The sequence below is a fragment of the Candidatus Nitrosopumilus salarius BD31 genome (genome assembly GCF_000242875.2).
GTDB lineage: Archaea > Thermoproteota > Nitrososphaeria > Nitrososphaerales > Nitrosopumilaceae > Nitrosopumilus > Nitrosopumilus salarius.
In genome coordinates this window covers 1-16,164 of record NZ_AEXL02000067.1, presented here as the reverse complement: position 1 = coordinate 16,164, position 16,164 = coordinate 1, and the positions used below count along the sequence as shown (strand labels likewise).

Below are 16,164 nucleotides of genomic sequence, written 5' to 3'. Positions count from 1 at the left end.
AATGTAATTTTTTAGACATGCAAATTTTGTTAATTTTGTACAGATATTTAAACGAGGTGTAATAATTCTCGTTCTATAGATTAAGAATGATCAAGTGTATTGAGTGGTTTTTTTAGAAAACTCCAAACGATCCCACAAATAACCAAGAATTAGACTAACTGAAATCCAGAATGAGGATACACCAAGTACGGACATCAATCTAAATTCGTTTACTAAGGTCATAGAGACAGTAATTTCATCAGGGTTATCAGGCATTGCAATGAAAGCAATTGATATGCAGACACCATATCCGATTAGTGCGATAAATTTTTTCTTGTTTTTGAATTTTTTTGATAATTTGTAAAAACCAATTGCACCAATTCCAGAAATTGCAATTAATGATAAATACAAAAATACTCTAAGAACTAGAGTTTCACTATCTCCTACAGTTGGAGGATTAGCAGGATATTTCAGGAAAGGGATTAAGTAAAGAGTAGTCCACATTATACCAGATAGGATTAGAGCTTTTTTGACATTATTAATTCCAGGTAATGAATTTTTAGACAATGCAAATACAATTCCAAACAAAGAGCCAATTGAGGTTCCCAAAATTACCCCAGCAAGAATTTGACCACTTTTTTGCCAAACTCTATACCCGTCATATTTTACCCAAAAATCAGGAGTATTCTCCTCATCCCCAGAAGCAAAGAGGTGTTGATTTTCAATTCCAATTGCCTGATCAAGATAGGGTTCTACAATTGCATAATTGACTATCCCATGAACTAAACCAGCAGATGTACCAGAGACTAAGACGATAATAATAAAAAGCGATGCTTTCATGATGAAAGATTCCTAATGACAGGGAAATCCAGCTGCGTGTCGCATATCATGAGTAAGTTCATGGATGTAAGAATCAGTAAATGCTTGCTCACCATAAACTAGACTAAAGATATGACCTTGATCAAATCCTACAACAAATAATCCCGCTACAAAGATTATTGCCAGTGCAACTATCGCTAGTTTTGGGACACTAGTTTTTGAGACATTAATTTGTCTTGTTTCAGACATGAAAATTATGTTTCTCTGAATATATTTAAGCTCTTGGATATTTGCAAGAAGATGAAAAAATCTAGATTTAGCCACAAAAAAGATGTTATTTTATGATCTAACATACTGGTCTTTTTGATATGTAACATGAGTAAAAAATTGTAAAATGGGTAATTTAGGAATAAAAATTGGCAATATTGAATCAGACAACCAAGTTTCAAAGATAATTCAGAGAGAATTAATTGATCTTTACGGATCAAAAGGATACAAATCAATCATTCAAACAATGACCAAAATTTCTGGAAAAACAGAAAATGAGGTAATTTCAAACTATGAGTTATTTGCAGATTTGGCACAAGGAGTTTTTGGAAGAATGGCTGAATCAAAAATACTAGATCCAATTAAATTAGAATTAAGTAAACTTGAAACAGAACAGATCTCACAAGAAAAAAGAATAGAAAAGAAATCCATGAGACTATTAATTGCCGATGATGAGCCTGCAATTTTAGAATTATACAAAAGTTATCTAGAAACAAAGGGATATGAAGTTACAGCTACTACAGATGGACGTAAATGTGTTGACGCATATAAAAGAATAAGCAACATTCAACAAGACATGAATTATTTTGACGTCATAATCCTTGATCATAAAATGCCTATCATGACAGGATTACAAGCAGCAGTAGAAATTTTAGAGATTAATCCCCAACAAAGAATAATTTTTGCGTCAGGTTATCTAGAAAGAACATTGTTAGAAATATTGACAAAGCTAAACAGAGCAATTGCGGTAATCGAAAAACCATTTTCATTAGATGTGTTAAATCATATGATAAACAATGTTGCAATTTTTGAAGGGTTAGAAAGAATCAATATTAATCAAGAGGAAAAAGAAATTAGTCAAAAAATGTCAGAAATAATGACAGTATTACAAAATCAAATTTAAACACAGAAAAAACACCCTGATTAATTGAGAAGATATTTACTTGAAGCAAAATTTCTCAAATCATGAAAAAATTACATTTGCTGGCAATTCCAATCATAGTAGGAATTGTTGTTGGAATGTTTTTAGTAGTTTATCCTCAATCAGAGGAAGATACAAAGTTACTTACATCTTCAAGACTAATTGATGACGGTTCTCCAATATTAGGAGATCCGAATGCACCTATTACAATTTTAGAGTGGGGGGATTACCAGTGTACTTTTTGCTACAAATTTCATCAGAATACATTAGATACAATAATCGAGGATCATATTAAAACAGGTAAAGTGAAACTTGTCTTCAAAGATTTTCCACTGAACGGTCCTGACTCAATTCTTGCTGCAGAAGCTGCATACTGCGCAGATGATCAAGAAAAATATTGGCAATATCATAATGAATTATACAAAAATTGGGGTGGCGAGAGAACAGGTTGGGTGACCCGAGAATCACTTGAAAAATTTGCAACAACAGTTAATTTGAATTTGGATGAATTCAACAAATGCCTCGATAGCCACAAATACCAAAACAGGGTAAACACTCTTTATGAATTTGGGAAAGAAGTTGGAATTGATGCAACACCATCATTTCTAGTCTTCAATGATCATAAAATTATCAAAATTAGAGGTAATCAACCATTAGAAGTATTTCTAAAAACAATTGACGAGTTATGATTTCAGGGAATTAGAAGTGAATCAATTAATATTCGCATAATGAGGAGAGATTACAAATGAATAAGAAGATCGATGTTGAAAAACAAGATTCAGTTAAACTCTATAAAATTAGAAAAACCCTAGAAGAATTATCTCAAAAATCTGGAAGGGGTACAGAACTAATCTCAGTGTACATTCCAAAAGGAAAACAATTACATGAAATCATCAGTTCACTCCAACAAGAACAAGGAACTGCAGACAACATCAAATCAGATCTTACAAGATCACACGTAGTCGATTCTCTAGGTAAAGTGGTACAGAGATTGAAAATGTACAAAAAAACACCAGAACGTGGATTAGTTGTATTTTGTGGAGCTCTCCCCCCAGAGGGAGGAGGCCCCTTGGGAAGTGAAGTTGTAACAGTTTGGGAAATTGATCCTCCAAAGGACTTGAATCAGTATCTATACAGATGCGATGATCATTTCCATGTCGATATTCTAAAAGACATGTTAAAAGATGACAACCTAATTGGGTTCTTGGCAATTGACGCAAAAGATGCAGGATGGGGGTTATTGCATGGAGATAAAATTGAGGTGTTAGGTCAAACTGGTTCAGGAGTTGCAGGAAAACACAGACAAGGAGGGCAATCAGCTAAAAGATTTCAAAAGCTTAGAGAAATGGAATTAACATATTATTTTAACAGAGTAGCAGAAACTACAAGAGAATATTTTATCGACATTTATCCAATCAAAGGATTAGTTATTTCAGGTCCTGGACCTACAAAAGAGGATTTCATTAATGGGAATTATTTAGAATACAGATTACAAAATATGATAATCAATACAATTGATGCATCATATTCAGGGGCAGAAGGCATCAGAGAGGCTTTTGCAAAGTCATCAGACATTTTAGGAGATTTCAGAATGGTTGAAGAGAAAAAACTAGTGGAGGATTTGTTTAGAGAAATAAACACTAATTCAGGCAAAGGATCATATGGATTACAAGAAGTAATAGATTATCTAAAAAATAATGTTGTTAAAACATTGATCATCACAGACAACACAAATCTTCACAGAGTTGAAGCCAAATGTAAGAGATGCAAACACTTGCAAGAAGCAATTGTTGAAAGACCAGAAGTAATTCCAAAAAAGACAGAATTTACAAGTACTCCATGCCCATCATGCAATGCCATGGATACAGAAGTTTTTGAGCAAGATATTGTTGATTATCTAGAGATTCTTGCTGCCAAAACAGGTTCTCAGTTAGAAGTTATTTCAGGAAGTGCGGAACATGGAAACATGCTTGCAAGTCTAGGAAAAGTTGGAGCAATTCTAAGATACAATCCAGGTCACGCTAAGTAAGAAAAGAGCGGATTTTTTTTGCAAGTTCTAAGAGTTCATCATCAGTTGAGATTTGGCGCTTTGTCCACACTGTTCCTTTGCTATTATATCTTGGAATAATGTGGATGTGAACATGGGGGATGATTTGCTTTGCAGCTCTACCGTTATTCTGGCCTAGACTAAATGCATCTGCACCAGTTGCATTCAATATTGCCTTTGCAATTTTCGGTACAACTGAGAAAACATTTCCAACATCTTTAGAATCCATATCAGTTATTCTTTCATGATGTTTTCTTGGAACAACCAAGCTGTGACCTGTATCTATTGGATATTTGTCTAAAAAGGCCACATGATGGTCATCCTCATAAAGAAAATGTCCGTCTTTTGTTCCATTCAAAATTTCACAAAAGATACAATCCATAAACAACAACGATTTTTGATTTTATTTATTATTTTATTGAATGAATAATTCAAGATTGAATCAAAGTGTCGAATGGTTAATTAGGGTAATTTTTAGACTCTGACTATCTAATGGGCCGAAAAGAGAGAAGAGAACGTGAAGAAAAGCGTGAAAACTATGCCACCAAACATTCAGCAGCTAAAAGAAAAGAAACTCTAATCGCTGTAGGAGTTTTGGCAGTTATTGCAGTTATTGTAGGTTATGCGGGATGGGTATTTGTCAACATGTCTGACAATGTCCCAGGAGGTCCAGAAAATGCAGGAGCCTTGGGCAGTGAGCATTCACATGCAGCATTATTGGTGAAAATATTCGGAGACAAATTCGATTTTTCAGCTCCCGCATATCAAATAAAATCAAGTTGGATTCATTTTGAAGGAAGGGATGGGTCTACAGTTCACAAACACGCCACAGGAGTTACAATGGGATATCTCTTCGATACACTGAAAATAGGCCTTGATGATCAATGCTTCGTATTCCAAGATGGCAGAAGTTTCTGTACAAATGAGGATTATTCATTGGTGTTTTACATAAATGGAAAACAAGTACCAGATATCAGAGATTACGAAATCCAAGAAGATGACCGAATTTTGATTTCATACGGTGCTGAAACGCCAGAAGAATTACAATCACAGTTACTAGAATTAGACAACCAAGAGATCATCAAATAGAATCCTCAGATTCTTCTTTTGTGGTAAATTGAGCCATCTTATCAAAGAACATGTAGTATCCACATCGTGTACATCGAAGTACAGTCAGTTCAGTGGTAAGGAATTCTTTATCTTCAAATCTTCCACTTAGTTTTACGTTCTCACCTGCAATTTCAGCCTTGTTACTCTTACACACAGGACATTCCAGTGCTTTTTGTTCCATAATATCTGAACAAAATATTTACAATTTAAACTCAATGAAAGATTTGGAATAATAATTTCAATAAAGTCTAGATTGTAATCAAAGAGTTTACATTAAAATTTCATTGTAGAAATAATTAAAAAAGCTTAGAATCTAATATAATAAGAAAAAATAAAGAAAGAGTATTTGAAAATAATCAAGTTTAAAATCAATCAAACGAAACTAGTCTAAATCTTCTACTTTTGGTGTTTTTGATAACATTCTTTGCAATATACTGGTCTGTCTGCTTTTGGTTCAAAAGGAACCTCGGTTTCTTTTTTGCAGTCAGCACAGGTACATTTGTACATTTTTCTGTCTTGTGACATAATTTACTGAAAGTTCTCCCCCATAAGAAGAAGCGTATTAGAATCTAAAATTTGAGAATATGTTCAAATGCCTCATTTATTTTTGAAATAAAGCGTATTGATGTTTAAAATCCCCAACACGTAGACTTTTTCTTTGTAGATTTCTTTTTTGTACTAGAACCAAAAAGAGAATCCATTGAACTACTTGAAACAGAAATAGAAAAATCATTTTAATAAAAATTAGTAATTCTATTCAGAATTTTTTTCTTTTTTGTACTCTTGACGTCTTTTCTGGCTATTTCCGCCACCAATATTATGTCCATGGGGTAATTTCTTAGTCATATCTATCATTTCCCTATCGTTCATGTATACCTTTGTAGTTTCAATTCTAACAAAAATCAACAATTCTAATTTTGGGATACTTTTACTAAATTTTTTTAACTATTTTCTATTTTATTTTTATAATTTACTACATCTGCTTTATACATAAAATGATAAATCATTTGAGAATTGAATCTTAAAGGAAATCATCACAATCTGGATAAAGTCTAGATTTTAGTCAAATATCTTACATTAAAAATTTATTCTGAAAACCATAATGCTTTCATTTAACAGAGATCAATCTACAATGATACCTAAAAAGGGCCAAAAATTCAGATAATCGCCATAGTTCTAAAATATTTCAAGAAAGTCGTTTATGTGTTCTGTTGGATATTTTTCTGTAAACTACTTCAATCAAAAATGCAATTCCCACCATTAGCACAAAAACCCATATGCTTTCAGGAGACGAAATTTTAGATTGCCATATTAGTACACCTAATGCCACAATGCATCCAACACATCCTGTCAGCGAAATCCATTTTTTACTAAATGTTTTTTTATGTAAACGGAAGTTTGCAAAATTCACTGCAGCAAAAATAAGTAAAAATCCAGCACTCCCCATGATTGCAACACTAGAAAGATCAAAAAGATTTGAAATTATAAGAGTTAGAATTGACGTGATGATTAATCCCTCTATAGGTTTATTCCAAATTTTTCGTTCAAGATTATGGGGTAATTCCCCTGTTTTTGCAATGATATAACTAATTCTTGATGCTCCATATAATGTCGCATTAATTGCAGAACTAGTAGAAAGTAGAGCTGCTATGGCAATTACTATAAACCCTGTCTGGCCCAAAAACGGTTTTGCACTCTCTGCTAATGCAAAATCCTGAGATTCTACAATTTTATCTAATGAAAGATTTCCCACAGTCACAATAGATACCATCATGTACAATCCAATTACAAATAACACTGATGTGTAAAATGCCTTGGGCAAAATCTTTTTTGGATTTTTAATGTCTCCTGCAGTAGTTGCAATTAATTCAAAGCCCTCATATGCTAAGAAAATTATCATGCCACCTGCTATGAGAGTTATCGGAGGATTCCATGTGGACAATTCAAGATTCTCAATCTGAACACTCCAAAATCCAACTGTGATGAAGACTACCAAAATAATGATCTTGAAAAGAACAATTACTCCTTCTGATTTTCCTACTATCTTTGCATTAAGAAAATTCAATAAAGTGAATGAGACGATGACTACACTCGTAAGTACATGTTTCCAAAATGTTTGGTCCTCTTGAGGAAAGAAAGTAGAACCATAACTGCCAAAAGCACTTGAATATAATGATAGCATGACAACATAACTTATCCAGAGCAGTATGTTTAGTCCTCCTGTAAGTCTCCCGGTTCCAAGTCCTTGATTGAGAAATTCGACTGTTCCACCAGAACTTGGAAATGTAACTGAGAGTTTTGAATAAGAATATGCAGTTACTAGTGCAACTAACCCTGCAACTGCAAATGCTATAGGAGCTCCTCCATGAGACAAATTAACTGCCAAACCTAAAACTGCAAAAATTCCACCACCAACCATCCCGCCAATCCCTATAGATATGGCAGACCAAAATCCTACCTCTTTTTTATTTTCCATAACGCTACCAAACATTCAGTTTGAATGTATAAAGGAATAATTGTTTTAGTGTGTAAATACCGTGACGGGGTTTTGGAACTTTGATTCAAATATAATACGTTCCACACATGAATCACATTATCCCCAAATAGGCACATGCGTTAACTCCATACGAAATTGAATCTCAATTTACAGATATCTTTAGAATTTTAAAATAAAACTTTGAGATTCTGAACAAAGTCTAAATTATAGCAAATCTGGAATTTACATGTCATGGATATTTCTAGTAAAAATGTCGTAGAAGGAACATCGAGATCACCGCAGAGAGCAATGTATAAGGCTATGGGCCTAAACGATGATGATTTATCTAAACAATTTATCGGTGTATGTCATACAGGAAATGAAGCAACACCATGTAATATTCACCTGCCAAGATTAGCCATCAAAGCTAAACAAGGAGTATCCGATGCAGGTGCTACACCAAGAGAATTTTCAACAATTGCAGTAAGCGATGGAATTGCAATGGGACATGAGGGAATGAAATCATCTCTTGTATCTCGTGAAGTTATTGCTGATTCTATTGAATTAATGGTCAGAGCACATCAATATGATGCACTAGTCGGTATTGCAGGATGTGACAAAAGTTTACCTGGAACCATGATGGCGATGGCCAGACTAAACGTCCCATCAGTTTTTGTTTATGGAGGAACCATCATGCCAGGAATGCTAGATGGTCAAGAATTAACAATTGTAGATGTGTATGAGGCAGTAGGCGCATATGATTCGGGACAGTTATCTCTCGAATCATTAAAAAATATTGAAAATACAGCATGTCCAAGTTCAGGATCTTGCGGTGGAATGTTCACGGCAAACACAATGGCATCAATTTCCGAAGCCATAGGACTTGCATTGCCTGGTAGTGCCAGCCCACCTGCAGAGGATGAAAGACGAGATAAGATGGTATACGATACAGGAGTTGCATGTGCTAAACTACTAGAGATGAACATTAGACCTAAAGAAATTTTGAGTTTTGAAGCATTTGAAAATGCAATCACCATGTTGAATTCTGTAGGAGGATCAACTAATGGGATTTTACATTTACTTGCACTTGCAAATGAAGTAAACATTGATTTGAGCTATGACGACTTTGAAAGGATAAGAAAAAAGACACCTCACTTGGCAGATATGAAACCAGGTGGAAGTTATGTGATGAACTCATTAGATAAAATTGGTGGAATTCCGTTTGTACTAAAGAAATTACTTGATAAAGGATTGCTTAATGAAAATTGCATGACAGTAACAGGAAAAACAATTAAGGAAAATCTCATGTCAATTAGTATTCCAGATGTAGAGCAACACATTGTAAGATCAGTTGAAAACCCACTTCATCAAGTAGGAACTGCAGTAGTTCTTAAAGGAAGTCTAGCACCAGAGGGAGCAGTAATTAAAACTGCAGGAGTAGAGATGACAAAATTTACAGGTAAAGCTCGTGTCTTTGACAGAGAAGAATATGCATTTGATGCAGTTGCAAAAGGAGAGATCGATGAAGGACATGTAGTAGTAATTAGATACGAAGGACCAAAAGGAGGACCAGGAATGAGAGAGATGTTAGCTACCACAGCAGCACTTGTAGGGCAAGGATTGGGTAAAAAAGTAGCAATGGTAACTGATGGAAGATTTTCTGGAGGAACACGAGGATTTATGGTAGGTCATGTCGCACCAGAAGCATATGTCGGAGGCCCAATAGCATTGATAAAAGACGATGACGAGATTACAATAGATACTGAGACCAACATAATTGATCTTCATGTATCAAAAGAAGAATTGGAAAATAGAAGAAAGCAGTGGAGTAAACCTAAACCAAACTACACCACAGGCGCTCTTGCAAAATACGCAACTCTGGTAGGCTCTGCTGCAAAGGGGGCAATTACTACTGCAAACCCATAATGGACAATTAATCCACAAGATTTATAGATCACGATCTAAAATAACATTCAGAGATAACAGGAAGAAAAAGCAAATTATGTTTATCGAATTACTGTTGTCTACTAAAGACAGATAAAATCAAGATGGTTGCCAGTTATGGTCTAGAATAAATTTCAGATTCTAAACTTCCAGGCTCAATTCAATAGTAAAAGTTTAAAGATCGCTTATTCTAATCAATTTAGAAGGTTAGAGATACCAGTATCTAGATTGCTGCAAATCTTGACTTTCACTTTTTAGATTCTTCTAAAATATGGCTTTCAAGTACAACATGTGTACAAAAATTTACACTGCTGTCTACAGGTTTTCTATTCCTAAAACATCATAGTATGCCTTTGGAATCATTTGTTGTGCCTTGAAAAAGACATTATTTGCTGCAGCATCAAGCACGTATGTTCTTGCCCAATCATCATCACTTCTTATCGAGCGACCAAACCCCTGTAATAATTTTGTAAGAGTTTGAGAAGTATACCACAATGGAAATTTATTCATCTTAGCCTTGGTTCTTTTTTCAGTGTAATTTGGATATGGAACCTTTGCAATAATCTGGAATCTTGACAAATCATCTTTTAAATCAACTCCTTCCCATAACGATGAAGAAAGTAATACGCCAGTAGGATCTGATGCATGTTCTGTAATTACTTCATCTTGTGTTTTTCCATCTTTGTTTTTGCTATGACAAATTCTGATTCTTTTAGTGTTTTTAGGAGAAAGGTAACGAATTATTTTCTGGCATCTCGGGATAGAAGATGTTAATATTAATCCACGTTCATGAGAATGCTCATCTAAAATTCTATCAATTGTCTTAATTACTTCAAGCTCATCATTCTCAGTTGAACCATAACTTAATCGCCTAACATTGAGAAGATCAATTTTTCTGTGTTCAAGTGGAAATGGGGATTTTGGTGTATCTACAAACGCAACATCATCTTTTTCCAAACCCATATTTTCACAGAAACTTGATTTGTCGATTGTTGCAGACATGAATAACTGATAATCAGTTTCAAAAAATGAATTTGCAAATTTTGAAACATCGATAGGTTTTACAGATATTGTTTTAAAACTTCCATTGAAATCTTTAACAGGATCATTTACAACAAAATTATCCTTGTCTGTAAGAATATCTATTTTAGCTTGAGCGGTTCTATCATATCGTCTTTCCAACCCTGCAATTAATTCATAATCTGGTTCTTTTTGAAATGCAGTGCTTTCTTTGATATTCTTGATTTTACTTGCGTACGAATAGGCCATGTCATCAGTTAACTGTATCACAGAATCCAAGTCTGTGAAATCATACTTGTTTGTATTAAGATTACACTCGTCTACTTGACCACTAAAGATATCAAATCCTACAAACTGAATTATTTGGTCTTCAATTTTGTGTGCCTCATCAAAGACGGTGACTTTTCTATCAAGATATTCTTCAAACAGTTTTTTATTAAATTTCATAATGGTGAAAAATGCATGATAATTCCAAAGTGAATGTTTTGAAGTAAGAGCCTGATATTTTTGCATATAGTAAGGACAACATTGAGAATCCTGTGTGTTTTCTTCTATTTGCTTTATGGTAGGCTTGAATTTGCAAACCTCAAAAACTTCCTTGCCATTTTTATTCACCCTTTCCTGGCACACTCCTTTTTCACATGTCAGACCCCAACGCATTGCTCTTACATTATTCTCCACTTTTTCTGAAGACATGAGTTTAGGACATGGAAAGTTTTGTTTTCCTTTAACAGGTTTTAGAAACGGAATATCTTTGATATATTGGTCCTGAAGATGTTTTGAAGCAGTTACAGTAAATGAACTATCAAAGTATCGAGAAATTGTGGCACCAACAAGAGATTTGCCAACGCCTGTGGGTGCACAAAGAATGATTTTTTTAAAACCTGATTTTAGGTTGGATTCAATTTCAGAGATAATCTCTTTTTGAATTTCCCTAGGAGTGTATTGTTCGGGAAAATTTTCTAAAAGAGACAGGATCACACTTGTTTATAATCAATATTAAAAGCATGAAGGTTCTTGTAATATCATTGTTTTTGTAAACTAGTTTAATATCTAGTAGATCATATCAAATTATGGAATTATTAGAAGATAAGATGAGAGTTTGGTTAGATAGTGCCAAATTTGTAAAACCAAATGCAGGAGTTTATGTGCTGTATAATAGAAACAAAGAACCAATATTCATCGGAGAGACCAATAACATGGAAAAAACCTTTGCCGAGTATGTGGATACAGAATTTTCTGAAAGTGACTGTAAACAAAAAACTCATTTTTATCAAAGAGAGTTCACTAGTAATCAAAAAGAGCGCCAATTGCAATTAATTGAAGATTTTAAAAAGGAAACAGGACGAATTCCTGTTTGTAATTCTGAGATCAGAGTAGAAACTCATTAAAAATTTCATTGCAATGCAGTGAATACATACTTGATTAATATCAAAAATCCAGAAAAACATCATGTCAAACGCAATGATATACGCAGGTATAGCAATAGGTGTTGCAGCAATTGCAGGAGTTGTAGTTTATGGAACAGCTAATCAACAAAACTACATCCCAGATGATGCAATATTAGCACCAGCAGCTGAAGAAGGGTCATTTTCTTCGGATACAGGCATGGTTAGCCTGAATAAAGAAAAATGGCATGAAGATCCTTTCGGAGACCTTGCACAAAAAATTAGAGAAGAAAATGGGAGATAATCTCATCTAGATTATCATCCATTTTATTTTACAATATTGCTAAACAAAAAATGGATATTTCTATCTAAAAAATAAGCCAGTATCTATTTTTACGAATAAATTTTTTCTACTACATAAAAAGTAATTTATCTGAGACTGATATAATATAGCAATGCATCAATGCTATTATTGTGAACAATTGTTTGAATCAAAAGAACAGCTATACGAGCATGTAGAGGTTCATTCAGATATTGAAAGAAACAAGGAAATTATGGACAGAAAAAAGAAGTCAGGAAAAAAATAAGCCATACACACTAGACTAAAAAAATTAGAGTAAAGGTCAGAATTTATCAAATTCAGGGGCGGATATAACAATTGTATTCAAAATCAATATGGATTGGGTCGAGGTATTGTTAAGAAAATCATGTGAAAAAACCCTAACAAAAGGAGAAGTGCTCCACAGTCTTTTCCACATGATTGAAGTAAATGAAAATACATTAAATCATATTCAGACGGATAAAAGAGATTTTGGACCAGAACTTGAAGAATTAAAACAAACAGAAATCAGAGATTTAGATTTTCATTTAAAATATTATAGAAGTTTGGTAAATTACATCAATTCAATTCCAGAAAATAAGATTATTGGGAATCAGTCTCAATAATCCCAAGAAACAGTGTAAGATACAAAAGTTCTCAAAATCTGTTTTTTCTTTTGCACGCCCCACTCATCAACAGTATGTCCAGAATTGAGTTCAGAGAGTGTACCCCATTTGAATTTAGGAAGGTTTGCAGTTTCCATACAAGAAAAATTAAACATCACACATATAACAAATCAGTCTGCACTGCATTACAACTGTCTTAATTTTTCAAACATCAAATTGTATTCAGATTGTTTTTCTTGATTTTGTCCAAAATTGGTCTGCTCAGTATACTCATGTCGTTTTTTTTCAAAAATCTTTTCTAATTTTTCCACCTCTTTAGCAATCATTTTACCTGAATCTTCTTTTGCAAATTGTTTTTGCTGTGGTTCATTTTTACCTCTTGTTGGAAATCGTTTTCCATAAAAAATATCTTGTAATAATTTCAGATTTTCACGTTTAACCAATTCAGCCAGATCAAAAATGCCTTGCTCATGTTTTAACAAATCATCGTTAGATTGAAATGGCCTGACCCATGAAAGAAGAGGATGAAATTCTACAAACAGACGAATGTCATCAATTAGAAACATGATTTGATCGTCAATTTTTTCAGAACTTACTATCCACGTAAATCTATATTTGATGGTGCTATGAGAGTCCTCAAATACAGCAGGGTTTGATTCGGCTTCAAAATCAGACCATTTAAGAAAAAAATCATTATTCCATTCCAAAACATGGGGGTCACTCACAGTAATGGGTATTTCTTATCAGAATAAAATTATTCGTGTATCTGAAAATGAGGATATTTTTCTTGAAGTAATACAATTAATACAATTAATATCATAAATGCAAGAATTATGATCTTTTTCCATCACGTCCACTCATAGTTCCAAAAGGTTGAGATATTTCAAAGCCAAGCCAAAAACCAGTTCCATCCCGAAGTGATTTGTGAAATTTTTCATGCTCAATCAATTTCAAATCTCCCCAATTTCCATCATAAAGAAATGGACAAGATGTGACATGATGGTTTTTTTGGACACCTCTGCACGATATGATCACCTTAATCACCTGATAAACAAAAATAAGTTTTAAGTTTTGATATCAGATTTTGGATTATTCTTGACAAATTGAGAAAAATATTCTTTTACACTTGGCTTCATGAGATAGTACAATATTATCCCATCAATTGCAATCATTCCAAGAAGAATTCGATGATCAAGATTCACCAAAAACAGAACTGTTAGTGGAATAGAAACAATTGCTGAAATTATAGTAACGAGTCGGGCCCAATTTTTTCCTTTGAATAAACTTCTCCCAATCATAAATGCAGATAATCCAATTACAATTTCAATAAGGGAAATAATAGATGTATCCATTATAATATCCATTATTACCTTAACATTCAATACACCTGAAGAACTCAACAATCCTTGAATTTCATACATATCAGAAAATCCAGTAATACCATGAAGATTGATTATCATATCGATTGCAGACATGGTGGCAGGATCTATGGCACCCATACCTAATGGCATAGGCATATTTCCAACATTTCCAATACCACTCAAACTACTCATTCCGCTTGACATTACCAAAAGTATTACAGACACAGCAAAGAAAATCGCAGAGAAAACAAGTAAAATTCCAAAAAGCATCTGAAATAAAGTAATTAAACGAACACCAGTAGGAAGAGAAATTTTACTTTGAAATTTAGATTCAATTGATTCTTTTGCGTCAAGTATTGTTTCAATTTCATTTTCAGTCATAACTTCATCAGAATCATCAATCATCTTTTTTGGACAACCGCATTGAGGACAAATATCACTGACCGATAATAGCGGTGCATCACATCGGATGCAATACTTACTAGGATCTAGTTTTTCCAATGAATTATTTTGAGAACGGTATTAGAATAAAGCAAGTATGTAACATTGGTTAATTACGAAATACAAGAGTCACAGATTTAGAAAATATGAGCGTCTGACGGCAATGAATTCTAGGGTATGGTCGGTTAAGGCAAACGTAGGAAGCCGTCAAACGAATGACTCAACATACAATGTATGAATTAGACTAAAAGAAATTGTGTGTGCATTTTGAACATTTGTGCGTATTGAAGAAAAATTCTATCAATTCTAAGGAAGATTAAAGTCTAAAAAAGGATCAATTTTTCAACCCTTTTTGATCAAAATTCAAGACATGTTTAATTTTATGAATTTTTCAAAACATCAAGCATTACAAATATTGGAAGCAAGATGATTGCGGGTTTGATGTCTGTCTGTAACTCCCAAAGAGTCGATGAAATAAGACATCAAACTTGCTTGCTTTCCTTATTGTAAATATTCAAGCAATCAAAAAATTATTTTGCAAAGAAGTTAACTTTTGAATTAAATGTTGTAACGTCTCTTTAGTTCATGTTCAGATTTGTTTAAAGTTTTAATCATTCAAACCTATTAATTTTAGAGGATTTTAGTAAAATAGCATGTTAAAAAAATTTTATGTCTGGATGGGAATTTCAGTTACGGCATTAGTTGTTGGTTTGGTATTGTTATTTGGGTAATCACGAAGTGATTTCAAAGTTAGGATTACACCCTAGCTGATTCACAATATCATTAATTTGTTCAATTAACATATTTTGATCATCAATCATGGAATTAATTTTTTCACCTTGAGTGTTTAATTTTTCAAAGACTCTTTGAGCCTTTTGATAATCATCAGGAGAAAGAGTTTTTCCCTCATAATATTCATATTGTTTCAAGTATTCATCATATTGAGAATTTTCACGTGAGATTTTTACATTAAGAGATTCAATTTCCGAACGAATTTCTTTTTCTTGTTTAAGAAGAAGATTCTGACCAACATAGAGTTCTTCAAATCTTGAAGGGATCACATATCCTTTATCATCAAAAGCGATTTGAGGAGATTCTGTAGAATACATCAGATGATCAGTTTGGCTTGAATGACCCAATCCAAGAGAATGTCCTATCTCATGCATCAATATATTGATCACCATGTTTTCGTCGTTTTGAATAAAATTCCCATTGCAATCTTCAGCCCCAACAGAAATATCCAAAACACAGTGACTCAAAATACCAAACAGTACTGAATTACAAGTTGCCAATCCAGTATGAGTTGATGAAGCATATTTTTGCCATTTAATCTCAATGTTGGAGTTTTCAGATTGGATAAAGTCTAGCTGAGGATTATTTTCCTCCCAAGATTGAATTGCTTTTTTCAATGCATTGATTGGAATCTGCTTATCAGGAATTGAAGG

General features: G+C 33.5%; 20 protein-coding genes. 8 read left to right on the top strand and 12 right to left on the bottom strand.

The features are described 5' to 3' along the window. Positions 1 to 90 precede the first annotated feature (90 nt). On the bottom strand, positions 91 to 819 hold the full coding sequence (locus tag BD31_RS03080) for a CbtA family protein (protein ID WP_008298374.1): 729 nt from the start codon (positions 817 to 819) through the stop codon (positions 91 to 93). A 12-nt stretch (positions 820 to 831) separates the two neighbouring features. Beyond that, entirely contained in the window at positions 832 to 1,047 is a 216-nt protein-coding gene (locus tag BD31_RS03075) for a CbtB domain-containing protein (RefSeq protein ID WP_008298331.1), read from the bottom strand. A 145-nt stretch (positions 1,048 to 1,192) separates the two neighbouring features. On the opposite strand from BD31_RS03075, the gene BD31_RS03070 reads away from it, so the two are divergent. The 3 genes from BD31_RS03070 (at position 1,193) to prf1 (ending at position 4,016) form a co-directional block, all read left to right on the top strand. After that, on the top strand, positions 1,193 to 1,969 hold the full coding sequence (locus BD31_RS03070) for a response regulator (RefSeq protein WP_008298369.1): 777 nt from the start codon (positions 1,193 to 1,195) through the stop codon (positions 1,967 to 1,969). Between the two features lie 62 nt (positions 1,970 to 2,031). Beyond that, complete coding sequence (locus tag BD31_RS03065; RefSeq protein ID WP_008298356.1) at positions 2,032 to 2,676, top strand: DsbA family protein; 645 nt, start codon at positions 2,032 to 2,034, stop codon at positions 2,674 to 2,676. A gap of 56 nt (positions 2,677 to 2,732) precedes the next feature. Next, a complete protein-coding gene (gene prf1, locus BD31_RS03060) occupies positions 2,733 to 4,016 on the top strand; it encodes a peptide chain release factor aRF-1 (protein WP_008298351.1) in 1,284 nt (427 codons plus the stop codon). Here prf1 and BD31_RS03055 read toward each other — a convergent pair. Further along, entirely contained in the window at positions 4,009 to 4,416 is a 408-nt protein-coding gene (locus tag BD31_RS03055; RefSeq protein WP_008298372.1) for an HIT domain-containing protein, read from the bottom strand. The genes prf1 and BD31_RS03055 overlap by 8 nt on opposite strands. A gap of 110 nt (positions 4,417 to 4,526) precedes the next feature. Here BD31_RS03055 and BD31_RS03050 point away from each other — a divergent pair, with 110 nt between their 5' ends. Next, positions 4,527 to 5,123 (top strand): hypothetical protein, encoded by a 597-nt coding sequence (locus BD31_RS03050; protein ID WP_008298334.1) that lies wholly within the window; start codon positions 4,527 to 4,529, stop codon positions 5,121 to 5,123. Here BD31_RS03050 and BD31_RS03045 read toward each other — a convergent pair. The 3 genes from BD31_RS03045 to BD31_RS03035 all read right to left on the bottom strand — a co-directional run bounded on the left by BD31_RS03045 (position 5,116) and on the right by BD31_RS03035 (position 7,620). Beyond that, positions 5,116 to 5,325: a hypothetical protein gene (locus BD31_RS03045; protein ID WP_008298330.1), complete on the bottom strand. Its 210-nt coding sequence runs from the start codon at positions 5,323 to 5,325 to the stop codon at positions 5,116 to 5,118. The genes BD31_RS03050 and BD31_RS03045 overlap by 8 nt on opposite strands. Before the next feature lie 215 nt (positions 5,326 to 5,540). Continuing rightward, the gene (locus BD31_RS03040) at positions 5,541 to 5,651 is read right to left on the bottom strand and encodes a CxxC-x17-CxxC domain-containing protein (RefSeq protein ID WP_238536049.1); all 111 of its coding nucleotides are present in this window, start codon (positions 5,649 to 5,651) and stop codon (positions 5,541 to 5,543) included. A gap of 679 nt (positions 5,652 to 6,330) precedes the next feature. Then, a complete protein-coding gene (locus BD31_RS03035) occupies positions 6,331 to 7,620 on the bottom strand; it encodes an APC family permease (RefSeq protein WP_100222178.1) in 1,290 nt (429 codons plus the stop codon). Positions 7,621 to 7,872: 252 nt separating this feature from the next. Between BD31_RS03035 and ilvD the strand changes: the two genes are divergently transcribed. Next, complete coding sequence (ilvD, locus tag BD31_RS03030) at positions 7,873 to 9,546, top strand: dihydroxy-acid dehydratase (protein WP_008298354.1); 1,674 nt, start codon at positions 7,873 to 7,875, stop codon at positions 9,544 to 9,546. Between the two features lie 333 nt (positions 9,547 to 9,879). On the opposite strand, the gene BD31_RS03025 is transcribed toward ilvD, so the two are convergent. Continuing rightward, on the bottom strand, positions 9,880 to 11,565 hold the full coding sequence (locus BD31_RS03025) for a helicase C-terminal domain-containing protein (RefSeq protein ID WP_008298333.1): 1,686 nt from the start codon (positions 11,563 to 11,565) through the stop codon (positions 9,880 to 9,882). A gap of 92 nt (positions 11,566 to 11,657) precedes the next feature. Here BD31_RS03025 and BD31_RS03020 point away from each other — a divergent pair, with 92 nt between their 5' ends. The 3 genes from BD31_RS03020 (at position 11,658) to BD31_RS03005 (ending at position 12,917) form a co-directional block, all read left to right on the top strand. Then, positions 11,658 to 11,975: a hypothetical protein gene (locus BD31_RS03020; protein WP_008298380.1), complete on the top strand. Its 318-nt coding sequence runs from the start codon at positions 11,658 to 11,660 to the stop codon at positions 11,973 to 11,975. A gap of 61 nt (positions 11,976 to 12,036) precedes the next feature. Beyond that, the gene (locus tag BD31_RS03015; protein WP_008298345.1) at positions 12,037 to 12,276 is read left to right on the top strand and encodes a hypothetical protein; all 240 of its coding nucleotides are present in this window, start codon (positions 12,037 to 12,039) and stop codon (positions 12,274 to 12,276) included. Between the two features lie 371 nt (positions 12,277 to 12,647). After that, on the top strand, positions 12,648 to 12,917 hold the full coding sequence (locus tag BD31_RS03005; protein WP_008298342.1) for a hypothetical protein: 270 nt from the start codon (positions 12,648 to 12,650) through the stop codon (positions 12,915 to 12,917). On the opposite strand, the gene BD31_RS10260 is transcribed toward BD31_RS03005, so the two are convergent. The 5 genes from BD31_RS10260 to BD31_RS02985 all read right to left on the bottom strand — a co-directional run. Further along, positions 12,911 to 13,054: a hypothetical protein gene (locus BD31_RS10260; protein WP_008298349.1), complete on the bottom strand. Its 144-nt coding sequence runs from the start codon at positions 13,052 to 13,054 to the stop codon at positions 12,911 to 12,913. The genes BD31_RS03005 and BD31_RS10260 overlap by 7 nt on opposite strands. 48 nt (positions 13,055 to 13,102) lie before the next feature. Next, a complete protein-coding gene (locus BD31_RS03000) occupies positions 13,103 to 13,642 on the bottom strand; it encodes a hypothetical protein (RefSeq protein WP_008298376.1) in 540 nt (179 codons plus the stop codon). Between the two features lie 106 nt (positions 13,643 to 13,748). Next, positions 13,749 to 13,952 (bottom strand): hypothetical protein, encoded by a 204-nt coding sequence (locus BD31_RS02995; RefSeq protein WP_008298328.1) that lies wholly within the window; start codon positions 13,950 to 13,952, stop codon positions 13,749 to 13,751. A 29-nt stretch (positions 13,953 to 13,981) separates the two neighbouring features. Beyond that, the gene (locus tag BD31_RS02990) at positions 13,982 to 14,779 is read right to left on the bottom strand and encodes a DUF7144 family membrane protein (RefSeq protein ID WP_008298378.1); all 798 of its coding nucleotides are present in this window, start codon (positions 14,777 to 14,779) and stop codon (positions 13,982 to 13,984) included. A 671-nt stretch (positions 14,780 to 15,450) separates the two neighbouring features. Continuing rightward, the coding region (locus BD31_RS02985; RefSeq protein WP_008298329.1) for a matrixin family metalloprotease at positions 15,451 to 16,164 on the bottom strand (714 nt) is incomplete at its 5' end.

Coding starts and splice junctions, on each gene's coding strand:
- BD31_RS03080 (WP_008298374.1), bottom strand. CDS start 819: ATGAAAGCATCGCTTTTTATTATTATCGTCTTAGTCTCTGGTACATCT.
- BD31_RS03075 (WP_008298331.1), bottom strand. CDS start 1,047: ATGTCTGAAACAAGACAAATTAATGTCTCAAAAACTAGTGTCCCAAAA.
- BD31_RS03070 (WP_008298369.1), top strand. CDS start 1,193: ATGGGTAATTTAGGAATAAAAATTGGCAATATTGAATCAGACAACCAA.
- BD31_RS03065 (WP_008298356.1), top strand. CDS start 2,032: ATGAAAAAATTACATTTGCTGGCAATTCCAATCATAGTAGGAATTGTT.
- prf1 (WP_008298351.1), top strand. CDS start 2,733: ATGAATAAGAAGATCGATGTTGAAAAACAAGATTCAGTTAAACTCTAT.
- BD31_RS03055 (WP_008298372.1), bottom strand. CDS start 4,416: ATGGATTGTATCTTTTGTGAAATTTTGAATGGAACAAAAGACGGACAT.
- BD31_RS03050 (WP_008298334.1), top strand. CDS start 4,527: ATGGGCCGAAAAGAGAGAAGAGAACGTGAAGAAAAGCGTGAAAACTAT.
- BD31_RS03045 (WP_008298330.1), bottom strand. CDS start 5,325: ATGGAACAAAAAGCACTGGAATGTCCTGTGTGTAAGAGTAACAAGGCT.
- BD31_RS03040 (WP_238536049.1), bottom strand. CDS start 5,651: ATGTACAAATGTACCTGTGCTGACTGCAAAAAAGAAACCGAGGTTCCT.
- BD31_RS03035 (WP_100222178.1), bottom strand. CDS start 7,620: ATGGAAAATAAAAAAGAGGTAGGATTTTGGTCTGCCATATCTATAGGG.
- ilvD (WP_008298354.1), top strand. CDS start 7,873: ATGGATATTTCTAGTAAAAATGTCGTAGAAGGAACATCGAGATCACCG.
- BD31_RS03020 (WP_008298380.1), top strand. CDS start 11,658: ATGGAATTATTAGAAGATAAGATGAGAGTTTGGTTAGATAGTGCCAAA.
- BD31_RS03015 (WP_008298345.1), top strand. CDS start 12,037: ATGTCAAACGCAATGATATACGCAGGTATAGCAATAGGTGTTGCAGCA.
- BD31_RS03005 (WP_008298342.1), top strand. CDS start 12,648: ATGGATTGGGTCGAGGTATTGTTAAGAAAATCATGTGAAAAAACCCTA.
- BD31_RS10260 (WP_008298349.1), bottom strand. CDS start 13,054: ATGGAAACTGCAAACCTTCCTAAATTCAAATGGGGTACACTCTCTGAA.